At 63.3% G+C, this 19170-nt stretch carries 22 protein-coding genes and 1 pseudogene; 8 read left to right on the forward strand and 15 right to left on the reverse strand.

All coding sequences use genetic code 11. From position 1 onward, the window contains the following. Nucleotides 1–52: 52 nt before the first annotated feature. Nucleotides 53–535, reverse strand: coding sequence for a hypothetical protein (locus BLS08_RS26395; protein ID WP_090337080.1), 483 nt, complete (start codon nucleotides 533–535; stop codon nucleotides 53–55). Nucleotides 536–554: 19 nt separating this feature from the next. Continuing rightward, nucleotides 555–824: a hypothetical protein gene (locus tag BLS08_RS17825; RefSeq protein WP_090337082.1), complete on the reverse strand. Its 270-nt coding sequence runs from the start codon at nucleotides 822–824 to the stop codon at nucleotides 555–557. A gap of 502 nt (nucleotides 825–1326) precedes the next feature. Here BLS08_RS17825 and BLS08_RS17830 point away from each other — a divergent pair. After that, nucleotides 1327–2145, forward strand: a complete 819-nt coding sequence (locus BLS08_RS17830; protein ID WP_090337083.1) for a TlpA disulfide reductase family protein — start codon at nucleotides 1327–1329, stop codon at nucleotides 2143–2145. A 4-nt stretch (nucleotides 2146–2149) separates the two neighbouring features. Here BLS08_RS17830 and BLS08_RS17835 read toward each other — a convergent pair whose 3' ends face one another. Beyond that, nucleotides 2150–2884: a substrate-binding periplasmic protein gene (locus tag BLS08_RS17835; RefSeq protein ID WP_090337085.1), complete on the reverse strand. Its 735-nt coding sequence runs from the start codon at nucleotides 2882–2884 to the stop codon at nucleotides 2150–2152. 96 nt (nucleotides 2885–2980) lie between these two features. Further along, nucleotides 2981–4072 carry an endonuclease/exonuclease/phosphatase family protein gene (locus BLS08_RS17840; RefSeq protein ID WP_090337087.1) on the reverse strand — a complete coding sequence of 364 codons (1092 nt, stop codon included), beginning with the start codon at nucleotides 4070–4072 and terminating at the stop codon, nucleotides 2981–2983. Nucleotides 4073–4162: 90 nt separating this feature from the next. Here BLS08_RS17840 and BLS08_RS17845 point away from each other — a divergent pair, with 90 nt between their 5' ends. From BLS08_RS17845 to BLS08_RS17855, 3 genes and pseudogenes are all read left to right on the forward strand, one after another. Further along, nucleotides 4163–4402 (forward strand): CDGSH iron-sulfur domain-containing protein, encoded by a 240-nt coding sequence (locus BLS08_RS17845; RefSeq protein ID WP_004424658.1) that lies wholly within the window; start codon nucleotides 4163–4165, stop codon nucleotides 4400–4402. Between the two features lie 32 nt (nucleotides 4403–4434). After that, nucleotides 4435–5280: an SDR family oxidoreductase gene (locus tag BLS08_RS17850; protein WP_004424655.1), complete on the forward strand. Its 846-nt coding sequence runs from the start codon at nucleotides 4435–4437 to the stop codon at nucleotides 5278–5280. Further along, nucleotides 5280–6023: pseudogene (locus BLS08_RS17855) on the forward strand (substrate-binding periplasmic protein). Before BLS08_RS17850 ends, BLS08_RS17855 begins: the two are co-directional and overlap by 1 nt. Before the next feature lie 199 nt (nucleotides 6024–6222). Here the strand turns inward: BLS08_RS17855 and BLS08_RS17860 are convergent. From BLS08_RS17860 to BLS08_RS17870, 3 genes are all read right to left on the reverse strand, one after another. Further along, entirely contained in the window at nucleotides 6223–6660 is a 438-nt protein-coding gene (locus tag BLS08_RS17860) for a VOC family protein (protein ID WP_021489437.1), read from the reverse strand. 33 nt (nucleotides 6661–6693) lie between these two features. Beyond that, complete coding sequence (locus tag BLS08_RS17865; protein WP_045736282.1) at nucleotides 6694–7362, reverse strand: YciC family protein; 669 nt, start codon at nucleotides 7360–7362, stop codon at nucleotides 6694–6696. Between the two features lie 63 nt (nucleotides 7363–7425). Continuing rightward, the gene (locus tag BLS08_RS17870; protein WP_055986916.1) at nucleotides 7426–7911 is read right to left on the reverse strand and encodes a YbaK/EbsC family protein; all 486 of its coding nucleotides are present in this window, start codon (nucleotides 7909–7911) and stop codon (nucleotides 7426–7428) included. A 101-nt stretch (nucleotides 7912–8012) separates the two neighbouring features. On the opposite strand from BLS08_RS17870, the gene BLS08_RS17875 reads away from it, so the two are divergent. From BLS08_RS17875 to BLS08_RS17885, 3 genes are all read left to right on the forward strand, one after another. Then, complete coding sequence (locus BLS08_RS17875) at nucleotides 8013–8492, forward strand: LabA-like NYN domain-containing protein (RefSeq protein WP_021489435.1); 480 nt, start codon at nucleotides 8013–8015, stop codon at nucleotides 8490–8492. 16 nt (nucleotides 8493–8508) lie between these two features. Next, complete coding sequence (locus BLS08_RS17880; protein WP_055986918.1) at nucleotides 8509–9108, forward strand: 3'-5' exonuclease; 600 nt, start codon at nucleotides 8509–8511, stop codon at nucleotides 9106–9108. Between the two features lie 127 nt (nucleotides 9109–9235). Next, nucleotides 9236–10585, forward strand: a complete 1350-nt coding sequence (locus BLS08_RS17885) for an RNA helicase RhlE1 (RefSeq protein ID WP_090337089.1) — start codon at nucleotides 9236–9238, stop codon at nucleotides 10583–10585. Nucleotides 10586–10667: 82 nt separating this feature from the next. On the opposite strand, the gene BLS08_RS17890 is transcribed toward BLS08_RS17885, so the two are convergent. The 4 genes from BLS08_RS17890 to BLS08_RS17905 all read right to left on the reverse strand — a co-directional run bounded on the left by BLS08_RS17890 (nucleotide 10668) and on the right by BLS08_RS17905 (nucleotide 14008). Further along, a complete protein-coding gene (locus BLS08_RS17890) occupies nucleotides 10668–11030 on the reverse strand; it encodes a VOC family protein (RefSeq protein WP_075749677.1) in 363 nt (120 codons plus the stop codon). 89 nt (nucleotides 11031–11119) lie between these two features. Next, complete coding sequence (locus BLS08_RS17895) at nucleotides 11120–11557, reverse strand: PAS domain-containing protein (protein WP_045736286.1); 438 nt, start codon at nucleotides 11555–11557, stop codon at nucleotides 11120–11122. Nucleotides 11558–11561: 4 nt separating this feature from the next. Beyond that, the gene (locus tag BLS08_RS17900) at nucleotides 11562–12563 is read right to left on the reverse strand and encodes a response regulator (RefSeq protein WP_090337090.1); all 1002 of its coding nucleotides are present in this window, start codon (nucleotides 12561–12563) and stop codon (nucleotides 11562–11564) included. Between the two features lie 185 nt (nucleotides 12564–12748). After that, nucleotides 12749–14008 carry a TIGR03862 family flavoprotein gene (locus BLS08_RS17905; RefSeq protein WP_055986926.1) on the reverse strand — a complete coding sequence of 420 codons (1260 nt, stop codon included), beginning with the start codon at nucleotides 14006–14008 and terminating at the stop codon, nucleotides 12749–12751. Nucleotides 14009–14120: 112 nt separating this feature from the next. Between BLS08_RS17905 and BLS08_RS17910 the strand changes: the two genes are divergently transcribed. Further along, entirely contained in the window at nucleotides 14121–15254 is a 1134-nt protein-coding gene (locus BLS08_RS17910; RefSeq protein ID WP_055986928.1) for an aminotransferase class V-fold PLP-dependent enzyme, read from the forward strand. A gap of 15 nt (nucleotides 15255–15269) precedes the next feature. Here BLS08_RS17910 and BLS08_RS17915 read toward each other — a convergent pair whose 3' ends face one another. The 4 genes from BLS08_RS17915 to trhA form a co-directional block, all read right to left on the reverse strand. After that, the gene (locus BLS08_RS17915) at nucleotides 15270–16094 is read right to left on the reverse strand and encodes a class I SAM-dependent methyltransferase (RefSeq protein ID WP_055986929.1); all 825 of its coding nucleotides are present in this window, start codon (nucleotides 16092–16094) and stop codon (nucleotides 15270–15272) included. Between the two features lie 60 nt (nucleotides 16095–16154). Continuing rightward, complete coding sequence (locus tag BLS08_RS17920; protein ID WP_055986931.1) at nucleotides 16155–17075, reverse strand: histone deacetylase family protein; 921 nt, start codon at nucleotides 17073–17075, stop codon at nucleotides 16155–16157. A gap of 195 nt (nucleotides 17076–17270) precedes the next feature. Next, complete coding sequence (locus BLS08_RS17925; RefSeq protein WP_055986933.1) at nucleotides 17271–18353, reverse strand: L-dopachrome tautomerase-related protein; 1083 nt, start codon at nucleotides 18351–18353, stop codon at nucleotides 17271–17273. 196 nt (nucleotides 18354–18549) lie between these two features. Beyond that, on the reverse strand, nucleotides 18550–19167 hold the full coding sequence (gene trhA / locus BLS08_RS17930; protein WP_055986935.1) for a PAQR family membrane homeostasis protein TrhA: 618 nt from the start codon (nucleotides 19165–19167) through the stop codon (nucleotides 18550–18552). Between the last annotated feature and the right edge of the window lie 3 nt (nucleotides 19168–19170).

Here is a 19170-nt window from a genome sequence, read left to right on the forward strand (position 1 = left end):
GTGCAGACGACTCCTGATATTGGGCTGTCAGGAGCCGTATGCACACCAGGCGTTACATCCAGTCAGATGGTGCGGTCGTCTTCTGAAAACGACATTTCTCATCGGGACGGAGCTGGCTGTATAGCTCGGAGAGGTAACGCTTCTTTGCTGCGGCCAGCTTTGAAATCTGGGCCGCAGCACTGCGTAGATGTTGCGGAATCGGGTTGCCAGAGCTTTTCTCAACGGCGTTTAGTAGAACGGCCCCCATCGGCGCGATCAAGCTCGATTGATAGGTGCTTTCGGACTCTACGCTCTCTGGAGCTGTGAGCAGCAGTTGGCTCGACCACTGAAGATAGACGCCTGACATGATGGTGCAGAGCTCGATGTACCGGTCGACTTCGGAATCGTATGTGGCTCGCTCCGCTTCTGTTAAACCTTCGAGGAACGCTTGGTACGCCCGATCATCAAGGCCGAGAATGTCCTTGATGCTCTGGAGAGCACGACCCTTTCGGGCCAGCTCTCCATCAGCGAGTTTTTGTGCTCCTTTGTCGTTCATAGCTTAAGACCGTGAGTGGTTAGTAGGCTGGAGCCGCTACAGGCAGCGCTTCGAGAATGGCGCGAGTGCGTTTGCCCAGCTCCTGACCGCCGAGTACGCCTAGAGTGTAATCGTCGATGGCGATAGCTTCGCGCATGGCATCACGGAAGCAGGTTTCAGGTTTTACCTCCTGGATCGCCTGGGCAAGAGCGTTCAGGTAGTCGGGCTCAGGGAAGTTCTGTCGAGCCTGCTGCAGGTGATAGGAGTCTTTTAGTGCAGACCAGCCAGTTGAAGCGGATTTACGGATCATGGATTTACCTCGGGGTTAGCGTGGGTTGTTGTTGCCCTCAGAGTGTCCATCGATCCAGCAACGACCTTCGAGCAAGGAATCCGATTTAATTTTCAGGCACCTTTCACATGCCAAGATCTAAGCTCTGACCGGTCCAAGGTGAGCCCGATGTCGAGAGGATTTCTGCTTTGGTACGTCTGCGTAATGATTCACAAACCGCACGTTAACGCTGCTTCCGGGCTTAATGCGTCGAATGTGGGTGTCAAACATTTTGTGCTGTAAGACCTGACGTGCTCTGGTAGATCTGTCAAACCTCCTCTTGATTGGCGTCATTTTTTGTCAATCAATGGGGTTGAGTTTGACGGTCAATGGAGAGTCGCCGAAATAGCATCATAGGTAGGGATTACGGGCGATTGGGCGGTGTCAATCGATGGAACGTAATTTGATACCACCCACTACTGGCCTGACGACCCGCTGATTGCCGAACCCACCGCGCGGGCCAAACCGAGAAAATGAGAAGTCTATGCTGACCCTGGACGTCGGGCCCTTGGCCCTTGGTGTTTCCCATGTGCTGCTGTTCGGCAGCCTGCTGCTGGCCACACTGGTTGGCTGGTTGATCGGTCGTCGCCACGGCTGCAATCCGGAAAGTCAGTTGTTTCGCATGCTGATGCTGGGGTTGCTGGTGGCGCGGCTGGCGTTCGTGCTGGTGTATGCCGAGTATTTCCGCGATGAGCCGTGGCGGGTGGTGGATATCCGTGATGGCGGCTTCATCGCCTGGCCGGGTGTGCTCGCGGGACTTGCGCTGGGCGTCTGGTATCTCTGGCGCCAGGCACAATTGCGCCGGCCGTTGGGCGTGGCGATGGGCGTGGCGATGGGCGTCGGTCTGGCGCTGTGGCTGGGTGGCAACCTGCTGTTGCATGCGCTGGAGCAGGGCACGCGACTGCCTGATCTGCAGGTGCGGGATATGCAGGGCAATCCGGTGAACCTGCGTGACTACGCCGGCCAGCCGCTGGTGGTCAACCTGTGGGCCACCTGGTGCCCGCCATGTCGACGTGAGATGCCGGTGCTGATGCAGGCGCAGCAGCGTGAGGCTGCTATCACCATCCTGTTCGTCAATCAGGGGGAAAGTGCTGCGCTGGTGGGTGAGTTCCTCGCCGCGCAGCAACTGAGTCTGGACAATCTGCTGCTCGACGAGCAGGTGCAGCTGGGTCAGTTGGTGGGCTCGCGGGCGTTACCCACCACGCTGTTCTACGATGCCGAGGGCCGGCAGGTCGGCAGTCACCTGGGCGAGCTGTCGCACGCCAGCCTGGAGCGTGCGCTGGCCAGGCTGCGCGGCGATTGAAGGGTCAGTACAGCTGCAGATCCTCGCCGGCATCCTGCAAGCGCTGATAGGCCCGGTCCAGATCATCGCGCAGGCGCTCGGCATCAGGCGCACGTCGCGAATAGATCAGCCGCAGCGGCAGACGCTGTACCTCGACGAAGGGCAGTTCACCCATGCCCAGTGTGCGTTTGGCCTGTTCGACGGGGGCCTCATAGTCCAGCAGGTAGTCACCGCGTCGGCGCTGGAGCATTTCCAGGGCCGAGGTGTGGTTGGCGGTACGGTGATGAGTGATATTGCGCGCCGGATCTGTCAGCCATTGATTGACGTCCTGCCAGTAGCTGTAGCCGGTGATCAGGATCACCCCACGATCCTGCAGATCATCCGGAATGCGCGGTGCAGGTGTGTCGTGGCGAAAATACAGGTTGAGGGTGATCTCCCCCAGCAGGTGCTTGCCTTCGAGGGTGTGCTCGACCAGCTCCGGCTTGCCTGAGGCGCCGGCCCAGATATGTATGCTGCCGTCGAGCAGACCGCTGTAGAGGCGGGCGCCGGGGTAGGAGCGAAAGTCTGCCTGGTATCCCGCTTCGTCGAGCAGGCGAGCGGCCAGCTCCAGGCCTGAGCCGCTGGGCTGGCCTTGCGCGTCGGTATAGGAATAGGGCGGAAACTCGTAGTAACCCACGTGAACGCGTTGCCTGGCCTCGGCAGCATGAGCGGCGTGTAGCCATAGCAGGGCGATGAATATCAGGCAGAAGCGTCTTGGCATCCGGTTATCGCGGCTCTTCGCCGTCTTTTCGTTGTTATCGAGTGGTGCCTAACGAGCATGGACAAGTCGCGGTGGATTTGTCCAGTCCTGCACGGTTTATTCCTGAGTTGGCAGGAAAAAGCGACCGATCACCGGCAAATGATCGGAGATCGCCAAGGTATCGCGCTGGCGAACCTGGCTGGCGAGCGGGGTCAGGCGTGGGCTGTAGAACAGGTAGTCGAGGGTGCGATCCGGGCCGCTGGCGGCTGGATCGTTGGGGTAATGGGTGTACCACTGCGCCTGCTGTGCGCCGCTGGCCTGTTGCAGGCTGGGGATCATCGGGTAGCGACGGGCCAGGTCCTGCAGTTCGCTGTCGGCGGCGTACCAGCTACGTTGATCCTCCGGCAGAGGCTGGAACTGACCGGGTGGCAGCAGGTTGAGGTCGCCGCCCAGCACCCAGGTTTTGTCGCTGGTTTGCAGCTGCTGGAGCAGGCCGTCGGTCATCTCCACCTGGCGCTGCATGGTGTCCTCGCCCTGGGCGAAGGCATCGAAATGGGTGTTGATCGCCACCAGTTCGTCGCCACCACGAATCGGCAGGTAGCTGACCAGCAAGGCGCGCTTGAGCTGGAACTGACGGCTCAGCAGGTCGCTCTCGAGCATGGGCAATTGCAGGCGTTCGGCGCGGGCGATCTGGAAGCGACTGAGGGTGCCGAGTTTCATGCCGACGCTGCCGAGGATGCGCGGGTGCGGAACGAAACCGGCCTTCCAGTAGAAGGCCTCGGTGCTGCAGGGGTAAAGGTCGCTGAGGCGCGCTTGCAGCAGGGCCAGCTGATCCTGGTAGTCGCTGGCCTTGGCCTTGTCGTGCAGCTCCTGCAGCAGTACGACATCCGGTTGTTCGTCGCGCAGCACGCGCACCACTTCATCCAGGGTGACGGCCAGGTCGGCGCTGCTCGGGCGCTCGTCCGGTCCATCGCCGCCGGGCAGGTCGTACCAGAACACGTAGCGCTTGCCGGCCAGGTACTGCACGTTCCAGGTCATCAGCTTGAGTGCCTGGCCGGGCTGCAGCTGCGCCACCTGCCCGCTGCATGACACGGCTGCTTCTTCATGGGGCAGCGGGCGCCAGGTCAGGCTGTACACCAGCGCAATCAGCACAGCGAGCAATGGCAACACAATGAGCAGGAGCAGGCGAAGCGGGCGAGGCAGGGACATGGCGAAACGGGCGACTATGCTGGAAGGAGGCGAGGATACCTGACTGCGGCCTGTCGGCCCAGGCATGCGCGATCCTGCCGGGAGGTTGCGATGAACCAGCCGCTGATCGCTCAGCGTGGCCCCTACGCGGTGGATGTGGAGGCCGGTCGGGATTATTTCTGGTGCCGTTGTGGGCGCAGCGCCAGCCAGCCATTCTGCGATGGCAGCCACAAGGGCAGCGGACTGACGCCACTGAAGTACCATGCCGAGCGCGCCGAACAGGTATTTTTCTGTGGCTGCAAGCACACAGCCACGCCGCCCTGTTGCGATGGCAGCCATAACAGGTTGTAGTGTCGCCGAGGCCAGGGTAGCGGGAGCAACGCATGTATCGCAAGGTATTCGCCAACAAGGTGTTCGACCGCAAGGTCGTACTCATCACGGGTGGATGTGCCGGCATCGGTCGCGCCTTGGCGATGCGCCTGGCCCAGGCTGGTGCGCGCCTGGTGATTCTCGATCTGCAGCAGGCAGCGCTGGACAGCCTGGTGCAGCACCTGGCCGATCATCACAACGCCGAGGCGCTGGGGCTGCTCTGCGACGTGGCTGACGCCGAGGCGGTGCAGCGCGCGGTGGCGCTGGCGGTGGAACGTTTCGGCGGTATCGATGTGTTGGTCAACAATGCCGGCATCACTCATCGCAGCACCTTCGCCGAGACCAGTCTGGAAGTGTTCCAGCGGGTCATGGCGGTCAACTATTTCGGCGCGCTCTACTGCACCCAGGCAGCGCTGCCCAGCCTGATTGCCCGCGGCGGGCAGATCATCGTCCTCAGCTCACTATCGGGTATCGCGCCGTTGCTCTATCGCAGCGCTTACAACGCCAGCAAGCACGCGCTGCATGGCTTGTTCGAGACGCTGCGCTTTGAGCTCAAGGGCTCGGGTGTGAACGTGATGCTGGTGTGCCCAGGTTTTACCGCGACCGACCTGCGCAAGAACGCTCTGGTCGGTGACGGCTCGGTGGCTGCCCAACCGCCCTTGGCGATGGGCAAGGTGGCCTCGCCGCAGGATGTCGCCGAGGCCATCTATCATGGGGCACTCAAGCGTCGGCGGCTGCTGGTGTTGTCCAACGTCGATTGGCGCGCCCGGGTGCTGGCGCGCTTCTTCCCGAGGTTGTTCGAGCGGGTGTTGCTACCGCGGCTTTCCGGGTTGCGGCCACAGCGTTCGGGGCGCAATTGATGCGTCTTTGGCTACTCGCACTGTTGATTCTGACGCCTCTGTGCCGGGCTGGCGAAGGCGAACCCCTACGGGTGATGACCGACCTCTGGCCGCCCTTTCGCATGGAGGACGAGAACGGTCAGTTGCAGGGGCTGGATATCGATCTGCTGGCCGAACTGTCACGGCGCTATGGGCTGCGTTTCGAGGTGGAGCGCGCGCCCTGGGCGAGAGGTCTGGCTGCGCTGGAGCAGGGCAAGGCCGATCTGATGACCGGGTTGGCCAGGACGGTGGAGCGTGAGCGCTATATCCAGTATCTGGAGGCGCCGTACTACGCCTGCTCGCCGCGTTTCTACGCCAATCCGGCGCTGGCCACGCGCCTGGATAGCTACGAGAAACTTCGCGGGCTGCGCATCGGCCATGTGCTGGAGTCGGTGTAGTTCCAGCGGTTCGATGGCGATCAGCAGTTGAACAAGGTCGGTGTCAGTAACGAGAGCCAGTTGCTGCAGATGCTCGCACGTGGCCGCATCGACGTACTGGTGGGCACCGACTGTCAGGTCGACTACGCCTTGCTTACCCCCGAACTGGGCGGTCGCATCGTCAAGGCAGCCTACCGTCCCGAGGCGCGCACCGAACTCTATATCGGCTTTTCCCGTCAGCGCCTGGAGCGTCTGCCGCAGCTTGCGGCGGCGCTGGAGACCCTGCTACGCGAGGGCTGGGTAGCGCGAGCGGCACGGCGCTATCAAACGGTGGTTGCGCATCAATAGCAGACCTTTGAAAACTACCTGCGTTGGCAATACTGCGTTAAAAACAGCCTCGCGTGCGAGCCCAGTCAAAATGCTCATTTACAGCACGTAAAGTCGAGCGCGACTCCGACCGTTTTTCGGCTGTTTTTGCGGGGCCGCCATCGGTATTGTCTTGCCTGCCTCGCCTACGTTTTTCAAAGGCCTGCTTGCTAGTGCCGTGTCAGCCATGCTCGTGCGGCTCGACGTACAGCTCGTACATCAGCTCCATATCCCAGTAAGCCGCCTCGATCTTGTGACCGTCGAGGTCCCTGACGAAACACCCGTAGTAGGGCTCGCCGTAGTCCGGGCGTGGGCCTGGCTGGCCTTCGTCCTGGCCGCCGGCTGCCAAAGCTGCCTCGTGAAAAGCATGCACCGAGGCCTTGTCCGGGGCGACGAAGCCGAAGTGACTGCCGTTGCCGAGGGTCGCCGGCTGACCATTGATTGGCGTCTGCACCCAGAACTCCGGGTAATCGCGGCCGAAGGCCACCGCCCCAGGATGGCGCATGATTTCCCGACAACCGAGGGTGGCCAGCACCTTGGCGTAGAAGGCGCTGGCGGCATCGAAATCGTTGGTGCCGATGGACACGTGGGACAGGATGCTGGGGTTCGTTTCGCTCATGGCGCTCTCCTTACACTGGCCAAAGCTGCAAGCCTAGTCGCTGTTATCACTATTCGCCGCCTGCTGCGGTTCGAGCAGCATGAACAGGCGGAACAGCACCACGATGGCGAACAACTGCAGGAAGCCGTTGCCGGTCTGATGCAGCACCCATAGCAGGGTGTCGCTCTGGCTTGGCTGTGTCCACCAGTCGAGCAGCCACAATGGCACCAGCACGTTGGCCAGGCAGGTGAACACCGGCCAGAAGCGCCCCTCGGTTAACGTGAAGCTGGCCTGCAACGCGCGTAGCGGCGGCTCCTGGCGCAGTACCAGAATCAGTTCGGAGAAGGCCAGGCGCATCATGATCCAGATGCCCGGCACGATGAACAGCGACAGGCCGAGCATGATTGCCAGGGTGCTCAATCCGGTCATCAGGGCGAAGGTCGGCCATAGTTGCAGGCCGGCCGCGAACAGCTGCGCGTTGCCGGGCGTCTGGCCGATGCTGCGTGCATGCAGGAAGAGAATCAGCGGTGCGGCATACAGCGGGTAGAAGAGAATGCCGAGCAGCACACCATAGGCCGGGTTGGCGCCTTCGCCGAGCTGGGCGGCGAGGATCGTCTGGGCGATGGCTTCGAGCAGCAATAGCGGCAGGGTCAGGCGGGCAATGGCCAGCAGGTTGTGGCTGGAGAAAAACCAGGCGTCGCGCAGGACGGACAGAGGCTTCATCGGCAGGTTACCAGGTGTGAGGGCGTGGGCGCTCTGGCCGTTCGCCGGGGCAGTCGAATGGGTTCAAGAGTACTCCAGCTGCGCATTGGGCTGCGCCTTGAGCAGACGCGGCAGTTCGCTGCCGGGCACTTCCAGGGTCAGTTCGGGTGGGCCGGGTGAATACAGCAGGAAGTCGCAGGCCAGCACCGCGCGGTCGATCAGCAGGGTGATGCCGGCGTCATGGCCGAACGGACAGGCACACATCGGTACGCAGCCGGTTTGCTCGATCAGCTCCTCGTCGCTGGCGATGCGCGGGCGACTGCCGAGCAGCGCTTTGAGCCTGGCCCAGTCGGCGCGAGCGCCCTCGAGGCTGATCAGCATGGCGTAGCGCTGAGCACCGGTGCGCAGGAACAGGCTCTTGCTCTCCACGCCGAGCAGGCCGAAACGTTGGCGCACGGCATGGGCGGTGGGGTAATCCAGCACCGGCTCATGCTCGACCAGGCGGTGGCTGATTCCCTGGCTCTGGAGCAGGTCGAGGTTACGCTGGCACAGCTGTTGTAGAGGCGTCATGGCGCCAAGGATAGGGGCTGCGCCACGCCTGGGCCAGCCCCGGCCGCATCCGCGGCCCAGCTCTGGCATACTGGTGCCTTCGTCGCCCCCGAGGACTCCCGGTGAAGAAGATCGCCGTATTCGCCGATGTGCAGAACCTCTATTACACGGTGCGCCAGGTCTATGGCTGCCACTTCGACTACAGCGTGCTGTGGGCCGAGGTCAGCCGCCGTGGCGTAATCGTCGAGGCGTACGCCTATGCCATCGACCGCGGCGACGCCAAGCAGCAGCAGTTCCAGCAGATCCTGCGCAAGCTGGGCTTCACCGTGAAGCTCAAGCCCTACATCCAGCGCAGCGACGGTTCGGCCAAGGGCGACTGGGATGTCGGCATCACCATCGACGTGCTCGACGCGGTCGAGCGGGTCGACGAGATCGTCCTGGCCTCCGGTGACGGTGATTTCGACTTGCTGCTCGAGCGCGTGCGCAGTCGTGGCGTCGAGGCCATCGCCTATGGCGCGCCGGGGCTGACGGCGCAGTCGCTGATCCGTGCCGCCAGTCTGTACGTGCCCATCGAAGGTGACCTTCTGTTGCGCAATCACTGAAGTTCTGAGGTTTTACGTGGAATCCATTGCAGTAATCGACTTCGAAACCACTGGCGTGTCGCCGACCCAGGCGCGGGCCACCGAGATCGGCGTGGCGATCATCGAGGACGGGTGCATCGTCGACCGCTACCAGAGCCTCATGAATAGCGGCGCCTGGGTGCCGCCATTCATCGAGCAGCTCACAGGTATCAGCAACGCCATGCTGCGCAAGGCGCCGCCGTCGGATCAGGTGATGAACGAGGTGGCCGACTTCATCGGCGAAAGGCCGCTGCTGGCGCATAACGCGTCCTTCGACCAGAAGTTCTGGGATGCCGAACTGGCGCGCGTACGCCGTCGTCGTGCGCAGCCCTTCGCCTGTTCACTGCTGCTGTCGCGCCGTCTGCTGCCCGAGGCGCCGAGCCACAAGCTGGGCAACCTCAACGCCTGGGCCGGTCTGCCGGACACCGGCCGCGCTCACCGCGCCCTGGCCGATGCCGAAATGGCAGCGAACCTGACATTGCACCTGTTCGGTCTGTTGCGCGAGCGCCATGGCCGGCACCAGGCCGATCATGCCTTTCTCTGCCAGTTGCAGAACCTCTCCGCCGCCAAGGTGCGTGCGCTATTGGCCGCGGCTTAGCCGTTGTAGCCCGGATGCAATCCGGGGGCCGCTATTCCCGGATTACATCCGGGCTACAGAGCGGTGCTTTACGGGCACGAACGGGTAAACTACGCGCCAGCTTTCCTACTTCCTTCGGTTACCTTCCATGACCTTTGCCTCCCTCGGTTTGATCGAGCCGCTGCTGCGCACCCTCACCGAACTCGACTACCAGACCCCGACCCCGGTACAGAGCCAGGCCATCCCGGCCGTGCTCAAGGGCCGTGATCTGATGGCCGCGGCGCAGACCGGCACCGGCAAAACCGCTGGTTTCGCCCTGCCGCTGCTGCAGCGCCTGACCCTGGAAGGCCCGCAGGTCGCCAGCAACAGCGTGCGCGCGCTGGTGCTGACGCCGACCCGCGAGTTGGCCGAGCAGGTGCTGCAGAGCCTTTTGAGCTACGGCCAGCACCTGCCGCTGACCAGCTATGCGGTGTACGGCGGGGTCAGCATCAACCCGCAGATGATGAAGCTGCGCAAGGGCGTCGATGTGCTGGTGGCCACGCCGGGGCGACTGCTCGACCTGTATCGGCAGAACGCGGTGAAGTTCTCCCAGTTGCAGACCCTGGTGCTGGATGAGGCCGACCGCATGCTCGACCTGGGTTTTGCCCGCGAGCTGGACGAGCTGTTCAGTGCACTGCCGAAAAAGCGCCAGACCCTGCTGTTCTCCGCCACCTTTTCCGATGCCATCCGGCAGATGGCCGGCGAGCTGCTGCGCGACCCGCTGTCGGTGGAAGTGAGCCCGCGCAACGCTGCTGCCAAGACCGTCAAGCAATGGCTGATCCCGGTGGACAAGAAGCGCAAGAGCGAGCTGTTCCTGCACCTGCTGCAGGAAAAACGCTGGGGCCAGGTGCTGGTGTTCGCCAAGACCCGCAAGGGAGTCGATCAGCTCGAACAGGAGCTGCTGGCCATGGGCGTGTCAGCCGATTCGATTCACGGCGACAAGCCACAGCCGAGCCGCCTGCGCGCACTGGAACGCTTCAAGGCTGGCGAGGTGCAGATTCTGGTGGCCACCGACGTGGCCGCGCGTGGCCTGGATATCGATGACCTGCCGCTGGTGGTCAACCTCGACCTGCCGATCAACGCCGAAGACTACGTGCACCGTATCGGTCGTACCGGCCGCGCCGGCAGTACGGGCGAGGCGATCTCCCTGGTCTGCGCTGACGAGGTGGATCAACTGGCGGCGATCGAGAACCTGACCCAGCAATTGATCAAGCGTGTCGATGAGCCGGACTTCATCCCCGATCACCGCGTACCGCTGACGGCGGTCGGTGGCCAGGTGCTGAAAAAACCGAAGAAACCCAAGCAGAAGCTGATCCCCGGTGCGGGCACCGCGAAGAGCGGCGGCAGGGGCAATATTCACCTCGGCCGCTGGTTCGAGGAAGAGGACGCCAAGCCCAAGGCCAAGGCGGTGCGCAAGGTGCCAAGTTTTGGCAGCAAGCCCAAGGGTGGCAAGAAGTAGTTGGAATCTCTGTTGGCGGGTTGCACCCGCCCTACGGCACGCCGCAGTCGTCTCGTAGGGCGGGGGCACCCCGCCATTGCTCTCAACTATTCTGCGCTATTCGCCACAGCACGCCGCTGGGATCGAACACCATGAACTCGTGCATGCCCCAGGGCTGATCCTGCGGCGCGATCAGTCGCGTGCCGAACCGCTCATCCAGGCGGGCTGCCTGAATCTGCTGCCACCACGCATCGACTTCTTCCACCAGCAGGTGCATGACGAAGTTCTCCGCCTGTTCCTTCACGTAGAAGTTCTGCAGCAGAAAGGCGCAGTGCTCGCCATGGCTGAAATAGGCCATCTGTTCGTCCGACCAACCGCGCTTGAAGCCCATGGCCTGGTAGAAATCCATGCTCAGGGCGAAGTCCCGTGCCGGGACGAAGGTTTTCAGTTCAACGCTGCGCAGCATGTAAATCCCTTTTTCGTCAGAACCGTAGCCCGGATGCAATCCGGGAGCACCTGGCACCGGCCCCGGATTGCATCCGGGCTAAGGCGTTTTTATCGAGCCGGTTGCGCCAGTGCCGCCACAGCTGCAGCGGTCATATCGTAGATCACCAGGCACACATGCTCCACCGGCTGGCCGGCCAGCGGCAGCAGGGTGACGTTCTGGTACATGAAATCGGCCTGGCCGGTGATCGGCTGGTAACTCTTGAAGCGCATCAGGTAGGGGCGTTGCTGCCACAGGCTGAAGGCACGGGTGCCCAATTGCACTACGCTTTCCACCTTGCGCTCCAGCCAGGGGCGGTCAATGTCCGGGAACAGCTCGAACAACGAACGCCCCTGTACCTGGTCCGGCCCCAGCCCGGAGTGGTTCTCCATGAAGGCATTCCACACTTCGACGCGGTATTGGCGGTCGAGCACCACCACGCCGACGTCGATGCATTGCACGATGTCGAGCAGCCAGTGAACTTCCTTGATATCGATCTGTGCGGGCATCGCCTCACTCCATCAGGTAGCCGATCTTGTCGGTCAGGCGTTTGATCGAATCTTCGGTGAACAACAACAGCAGGTCGAAGTGGATGGCATGGCCTTCCAGGCTGTAGCTGATCTCCACGGCCAGGGTCTTGCGCCAGCGCTGGCGGTTGACCTGGATCAGCTGGTCGAGACTGGCATGCTGGCCGAGCAACTGCGGGTGGCCCTGGGAGAAGCGCAGGTCGAGTTGCTCGGCGACGCCGGCCAGGCAGGCACCGATCAGAATGCTGGCCAGATCCAACAACATCTCCGAGGTTTGCGCTTCGTTCTCCGGCTGCCAGCCGAGCAGGCGCGCCATGTCGTCCACTTCCGAGTCATGGAACAGCAGCAGCGCCTCTCCGGCGATGGCCTCGCCGATGAAACCCTGGCAGATGGCGCTGAAGCGCTCGCCGCGTTGGGCGTCGAGCAGGGTCATGTGCAGCTCGCTGACTTCGAAGATATTCACCTGCGGCACCGGCAACTGCACGAATACACCCAGTACCTTGGCCAGCAACGCGGCGGCGCGGCCCATGGCGACGTTGCTGACTTCGCGCAGGGCATCGCGGAAGCTGACCTTGAGTTCTGACAGCGCAGCGGCCTGGGCCTGTGCCGCTGGCGTGGCCTGCGGGTCGAACAGCTTCAGGTCGATCAGCGTCTGGCGCAGGATCTCGGGGTCGGCGGGTTTCTTGATGAAGGCCAGGGCGCCCAGCTCACGCACGCGGCGAACGGCTTCTTCCTGCACGTCGCCGGACACCACGATGACCTTGCTGCTGAGCCCTTCTGCGCGCAGCGCGGCCAGGGTCTGGTAGCCATCGAGCACCGGCATGGTCAGGTCGAGCAGCATGACCGGGCCCAGCCCCTGACGGATCAAGGCCAGCGCCTCCTCGCCGTTGTTGGCTTGGCTGAGGGAAACCGGCCATTCCGGCGGCAGGGCGCGGATCAGTTGCTTGCGCGCCATATTGGAGTCATCGCAGACCAACAGCGGGATCACGGCGGGGAATTACCTGTGTGGGAAGCGCCAATTCTGAGCATAGACGCAGCCCATGTGAGGGCACAGCGGTTTTTCAGGCGTAGGGCGGGTGCAACCCGCCAGTCCGTAGGGTGGGCTTCAGCCCACCAACAGCGGCCAGTCTTGGTGGGCTGAAGCGGAACGCCGCCCGGCCCACCCTACAGCTGTTACCTGTATTCGTTCGCGATGCTCGCTCCTGCAAGGTATGCAATCACTCCCTGTGCCGCCACCCGCCCGCTGGCGAAGCAGGCGGTGAGCAGGTAGCCGCCGGTGGGCGCTTCCCAGTCGAGCATCTCGCCGGCGCAGAACACGCCGGGCAGGGCCTTGAGCATCAGGCCTTCGTTCAGCGCCGCGAAGGGGACGCCGCCAGCGCTGCTGATCGCTTCGTCCAGTGGCCGGGGGCGCAGCAGGGTGATCGGCAGCGCCTTGATCCAGGGCGCCAGAGCAGCTGGTTCGGCAAATGCGGCAGCCGGCGCCAGCTCACGCAGCAGGGCAGCCTTAACGCCGTCCAGCCCGGCCTGGCGATGCAGGTGCTTGGCCATCGAGTGCTTGCCGCGTGGCTTGGCTAGCGCCTGCTGCAGCTTGACCAATGGCATCTGCGGCAACAGGTCGAGGTGAATCACGGCCTGGCCGTCAGCCTCGATGGCGCGGCGGATATCGGCGGAAAAGGCGTACACCAGGCTGCCTTCGATGCCGCCTGCAGTCAGCACGAACTCGCCGATGCGAGGCGCCTGGCCAGGCAGGCTCAGCGCTACGTTCTTCAGCGGCGCACCGGCGAATTTCTCCCTGAGATACTCGCTCCAGTTGGCGACCTCGAAACCGCAGTTGCTTGGCTTCAGAGCTGCCACTTCGATGCCGCGTGCCTGCAACAGGGGCACCCAGGCACCGTCGGAGCCCAGGCGCGCCCAACTGCCGCCGCCCAGTGCCAGCAGGCAGGCATCTGCAGCCAGTGCACGTTCGCCATCTGCGCCTGCGATACGCAGGCTGCCGTCCGCGTTCCAGCCCAGCCAGCGGCTGCGCGTGTGGATCGTTACGCCCAGTTCGCGCAGGCGGCGCAGCCAGGCGCGCAGCAGCGGCGCGGCCTTCATGTCGCTGGGGAATACGCGGCCGGAGGTGCCGACGAAGGTGTCGATGCCCAGGCCATGAATCCAGGTGCGTAGGGCATCGGCATCGAACTCGTGCAGCAGCGTCGCGACTTCGGCCTGGCGCTCGCCGTAACGGCCGATGAAGGTGTCCTTGGGCTCGGAGTGAGTGATGTTCATGCCGCCGACGCCGGCCAGCAGGAACTTGCGCCCCACCGAGGGCATGGCATCGAACAGCTCCACGCGCACGCCGCCTTGAGCCAGCACTTCGGCAGCCATCAGCCCGGCAGGGCCGCCGCCGATGATGGCGACGTGATGAACATTGGGCTGGGTGTTTGTGGTCATGGCGGTGAGCGGCAGGAGAAAGGCTGCGCATTCTACCCGAGTGCTCCCTGGCCTTGTCATTTGCACAGGGTTAGTGCAGGTTCTGGTCGAACCTTTTTGGCTGGAGTCCGTTATGTCCCAAATCTGCCCCGACATCGATCCTGATGGCCTGCTCGAATATTCGGTGGTCTACACCGACCGCTCGCTGAACCATATGTCGCAGTCGTTCCAGGGCGTGATGCGCGATATCTCCGCCACTTTGAAACAGGTCTACAACGCCCATGCCGCGGCAGTCGTGCCCGGCAGCGGCACCTACGGCATGGAGGCGGTGGCGCGGCAGTTGGCGACCGATCAGAAGTGCCTGGTGCTGCGCAACGGCTGGTTCAGCTACCGCTGGACGCAGATCTTCGAGATGGGCCGGATTCCCGCCGAGGCCCATGTGCTCAAGGCGCGTCCGGTCGCGGACGGCCCACAGGCGGCCTTCGCCCCGGCGCCGCTGGAGGAGGTGCTGGCCAGCATCGCCGAGCAGAAACCGCAGGTGGTGTTTGCCCCGCACGTGGAAACCTCCTCGGGCATGATTCTGCCGGACGACTACCTGCGCGCGGTGAGCGACGCGGTGCACGCCGTCGGCGGCCTGTTCGTGCTTGATTGCATTGCCTCCGGCACGTTGTGGGTGGACATGCAGGCCTGTGGTGTCGATGTGCTGATCAGCGCCCCGCAGAAGGGCTGGAGTGCCTCGCCGTGCTGCGCCCTGGTGATGCTGAGCGATGCGGCGCAGGCGCGCGTCGAAGCGACTCAGAGCAGCAGCTTCGCCTGCGATCTGAAGAAGTGGCTGCAGATCATGCAGGCCTATGAGCAGGGCGGCCATGCCTATCACGCCACCATGCCTAGCGACGCCCTGGCGCGTTTTCGCGATGCCATGCTGGAAGCCAAGGCTCTCGGTTTCGACCGTGTACGCCAGCAACAGCAGGAACTTGGCGACCGGGTGCGTGCGCTGCTGGCAGCGCACGGCTTCAAGAGCGTCGCCGCAAAGGGCTTCGAGGCACCGGGCGTGGTGGTCTGCTACACCGATGACGGGCAGATCAAGACCGGCGCCAAGTTCGCCGCCGTCGGCCTGCAGATCGCTGCTGGCGTGCCGCTGCAGTGCGACGAGCCGGCGGACTTCCAGACCTTCCGCCTGGGCCTGTTCGGGCTGGACAAGCTGGGCAATATCGGGCGTACCGTGATGACCCTGGAGCAGGCGTTGGACAAGGTGCTGGCCGGCTAACCAAGGCTCGGCTCGTCAGCGTTTCTTCACGGCCTGCAGCGTGTAGCTCAGCGGCAGGCGCTCGGGCCGTGAACGCAGACGCCATTCGCCGTCAGCGCCTAGCTGCATCTGTCCGGGCAGCGCTTCCCAGGGCAGGCAGCCGTGTTCTTCCAGCGCGGTGAGCGTCATGCCGTGACGCAGCAGGGCCGAGATGATCTCACCCAGGCCGTGATTCCATTCGTGGGTAACGCTGGCTGTGAGCGTCGCTTCGGTCTGCACGTAGGTTTGCTCGTCATCCCAGACCAGTGGCTCGCGGTGTTCGAAGTACGGATGGGCGATGCGCAATTCATCCTCGCAGGTCTCGTCCAGGCTCAGCAGGATGGGATGTGCCTCGCGCAGAAACAGCCGCCCTCCCGGCTTGAGCAGGGCCGCGACGTTCTGTGCCCAATCATCGATGCGTGGTAGCCAGTTGAGGGCACGGATGCTCGTGTAGACCAGGTCGTAGCGCTGCTCGCCGAGCACCCGCGCCGCATCGTAGACCGAGGCTTCGACAAAGTGGATGCCCTGCTGGCAGGCCTCAGCCAGGCGGCGGGCCTGTTCCAGCGAGGCACAGGAAAAATCCAGGCCGGTGAGTTGCGCGCCCAGGCGAGCCAGCGACAAGGTGTCGGTGCCGATATGGCATTGCAGATGGAGCGCTTCCAGCCCGCGGATATCTCCGAGGCGATACAAGTCGAAGCGCACGACATCGGACAGGTGTTCGGCAGAGTCGATGAACTTCTGCACCTGATAGTCGGGTGAGTCCGCATGCAGGGCGGCGCGTTCGTTCCAGTTGGCCTTGTTCAGCTCGAATGAATCGTCCATCACGCTATTTCCATGAAGTGACAAAACGCGATTATGCCGAGGTGTCGCCAGACGTGCTGGTCAACCCAACCCGCGCGCAGCCCAAACCCTTGCCGCGCTGTGATGCAGGATACCGTGGCGGCGGGCGAGGGCGGCGTGGTCCTTGGAGTAGCCACCGCCAATCACCCCGAGTACCGGGATATCGCGGCCCAGGCAATGCTGCAGCACGGCTTCGTCACGCGCGGCCAGGCCGGCGTCGGTGAGTTGCAGGTAGCCCAGGGCATCGTCCTTGTGCACGTCGACGCCCGCATCGTAGAGCACCAGGTCCGGTTGGTAGATCGGCAGCAGGTAGTTGAGGATGTCGTCCACCACCTTCAGGTAATTCTCGTCGCCCATGCCGCGTGGCAGGGGGATATCCCAGTCGCTCTGCGCCTTGCGTGCCGGGAAGTTCTGCTCGCAATGCAGCGACACGGTCACGGCATCCGGTTCGTCTTCCAGCAGCCGCGCGGTGCCGTCGCCCTGGTGCACGTCGCAATCGAAGATCAGTACGCGGTGCACGCGGCCAGCTTCGAGCAGGTAGCGGGCGATCACCGCCAGGTCGTTGAAGATGCAGAAACCGGAGGGGAAGTCGTAGTGCGCGTGGTGCGTGCCGCCAGCCAGGTGGCAGGCCAGGCCGTGATGCAGCGCTAGTTCGGCGGTCAGTAGCGAGCCGCCCACGGCGCGCACGGTGCGTCGTGCCAGGGCATCGCTCCAGGGCAGGCCGAGGCGGCGCTGGTCCTCGTATGACAGCTCACCGGCCATGTAGCGGGCGATATAGTCCGGGCAGTGAACCAGGGCGAGAATCTCTGCCGGGCACAGCTCGGGACGTTGCAGTTCAGCATCGGTGGTCAGGCCGCTGTCGACCAGGTGATCGCGCAGCAGGCGGAATTTCTCCATGGGGAAACGGTGCCCGGCCGGGAAGGGCGGGCTGTAATCCTCGTGGTAGACCAGCGGTAGCGGCATACAGGCAGTGCTCATCGAATCGATGCCCTATGGTCGCAGCCAATCGAGGCAATCGCCATGCCCCCTGATCGAAACCTGCTCCGAGCCTGGCCCACAGTACTGGCTAGTGTCAGCGCTGTGGGCGTGGCCTGGTGGGCAGCGACTCAAGTGGTGCAATCGGCGATCAAACCGTCAGAGCACTGATAGTGGGGTCGCTTATTCTCCCGGCCACACGCGCATCACGCGATAAGGCGGTGTGCCGCTGTCGGCGCCACCGGTGAAGGCCGGGGTTTTGTACAGCTGATTGACCGAGATATACAGCCAGCCGTCGTGACCTACATGTACGCTGTCCGGCCAGTCCAGTCGGGCATCACGTACCAGCGGCTTGAGCGTGCCATCGGTATCTAGCAGGTCGATGCCATTGTCGTTGAGGTTGGTAAAAAAATGCCGGCCCTTGGCGTCGGTGGCGGCACCGTCGGAAACCGGCTTGGCACCGACTCGCTGGATGGCGGCCGCGATTTGCTCGTCGCTGGCGCCGTCACGCAGCAACTTGCTGGGCAATGAGTACCAGGTCTTGCCGTTCATGGCGCCGAAGTACAGGGTGGCATGGTCGGCCGACAGGGTGATCGGATTGACCGCCACGTTGGCAGGCTTGCCCTGGAACTGAATCGGCACGCCGCCGATGACCATCCTGGCGTCGGGCTCGGCTTGCAGCGCGGCATGACCGCTGAAACGCCGTGTCTTGCCGCTGCTGATTTCTACGACGATCAGGCCAGGGTTGGCAATGTCCGCCAGGTAGATCCAGCCCTCTTTGTCGTCCACGGCCAGGTCCTGGATAAAGCTGCCTTTGGGCGCGATATCGGCAGGCAGTTCGATGCGATACAGCTCATCGCCAGTCGCAACATCGAAGCCCCACAGACGGGTTTTGCCCAGGTTCAGGCCCATGTCGGTTATCCACAGGCGGTTCTTGCCATCGATGGCGATGCCCAGGGGTGTATCGATCTGTGCATCATTGGCAGCGGCAGTGCCGCGTTGCACCGCGCTGGTAGGCCAGGGTTTGTAGCTGTCGCGGCCGGTGATTTCGATCAGTTGAGCGGCAGCGGGCGCGCCGAAGGGATGGACGGTGGCAAACACCCGGTTGTCCGCGCTGGGGGCGACGTTGCCGGGGCGGATAGGCAGTTCGGCGACCACTTCCAGGTCGCCGACCTTGGCAGCAAGGGCCGGGTTGAACAATGGTATGGAAAGAGCCAGCAGTGTGGCGCTGGCCGCACGGCGGATGGGGCGAGAAAGAGACGTCATTGCAGGTGTCCTGTGGTGCGCTGGGAAGGGCGAATGCGCTATACAAGCGTTATCCGCCGTTGCGGCTGCCTCGGTGATCAATAGCGGCGAACATTCACCCTGAGGCCGGCAGGCAGTGAGGCTCAGTGTGGCTTTATCAGCAAAGGCGAAAAAGACTGGCCATGTTGAACGTCTTTCAATCGGCGCAAGAAAGTCATCACAGCACATAGAGCAGGATCGCCACGAAGTGCAGCAGGCTGCCGGCCATGACGAACAGGTGCCAGATGCCATGCCAATGGCGAAAGCGGCTGTCGTAGGCGAAGAAGATGATGCCCACGGTGTAGAGCACGCCACCAGCCGCCAGCCATTTGAAGCCAGTCATACCCAGGGCGGCGATCAAGGGCTTTACCGCCACCAGCACGATCCAGCCCATCACCGCGTAGATGATCAACGACAGCACGCGTGCTTCGGAGCGAGGTTTGATTTCCTGCAGCATGCCGATCAGCGCAAGGCTCCATACGATGCCGAACAAGGTCCAGCCCCAGGGGCCGCGCAGGGTTATCAGGCAGAACGGGGTGTAACTGCCGGCAATCAGCAGGTAGATCGACAGGTGATCGAGTTTTTGCATCACCCGTTTCGCCGGGCCGCGCATGCTGTGGTAGAGGGTGGAGATGCTGTACAGCAATAGCAGGGTGACGCCGTAGATGGCCACTGCGACGATCTTCCACAGGTCGCCCGTGGAACTGGCCAGTGCCAGCAGCCATACCGCACCGATGGCCGCCAGAACGGCGCCGATCAGGTGGCTCCAGGCGTTGAATTTTTCTCCGTGGTACATGCT

The sequence above is a fragment of the Ectopseudomonas chengduensis genome, from assembly GCF_900102635.1.
Lineage (GTDB): Bacteria > Pseudomonadota > Gammaproteobacteria > Pseudomonadales > Pseudomonadaceae > Aquipseudomonas > Aquipseudomonas chengduensis.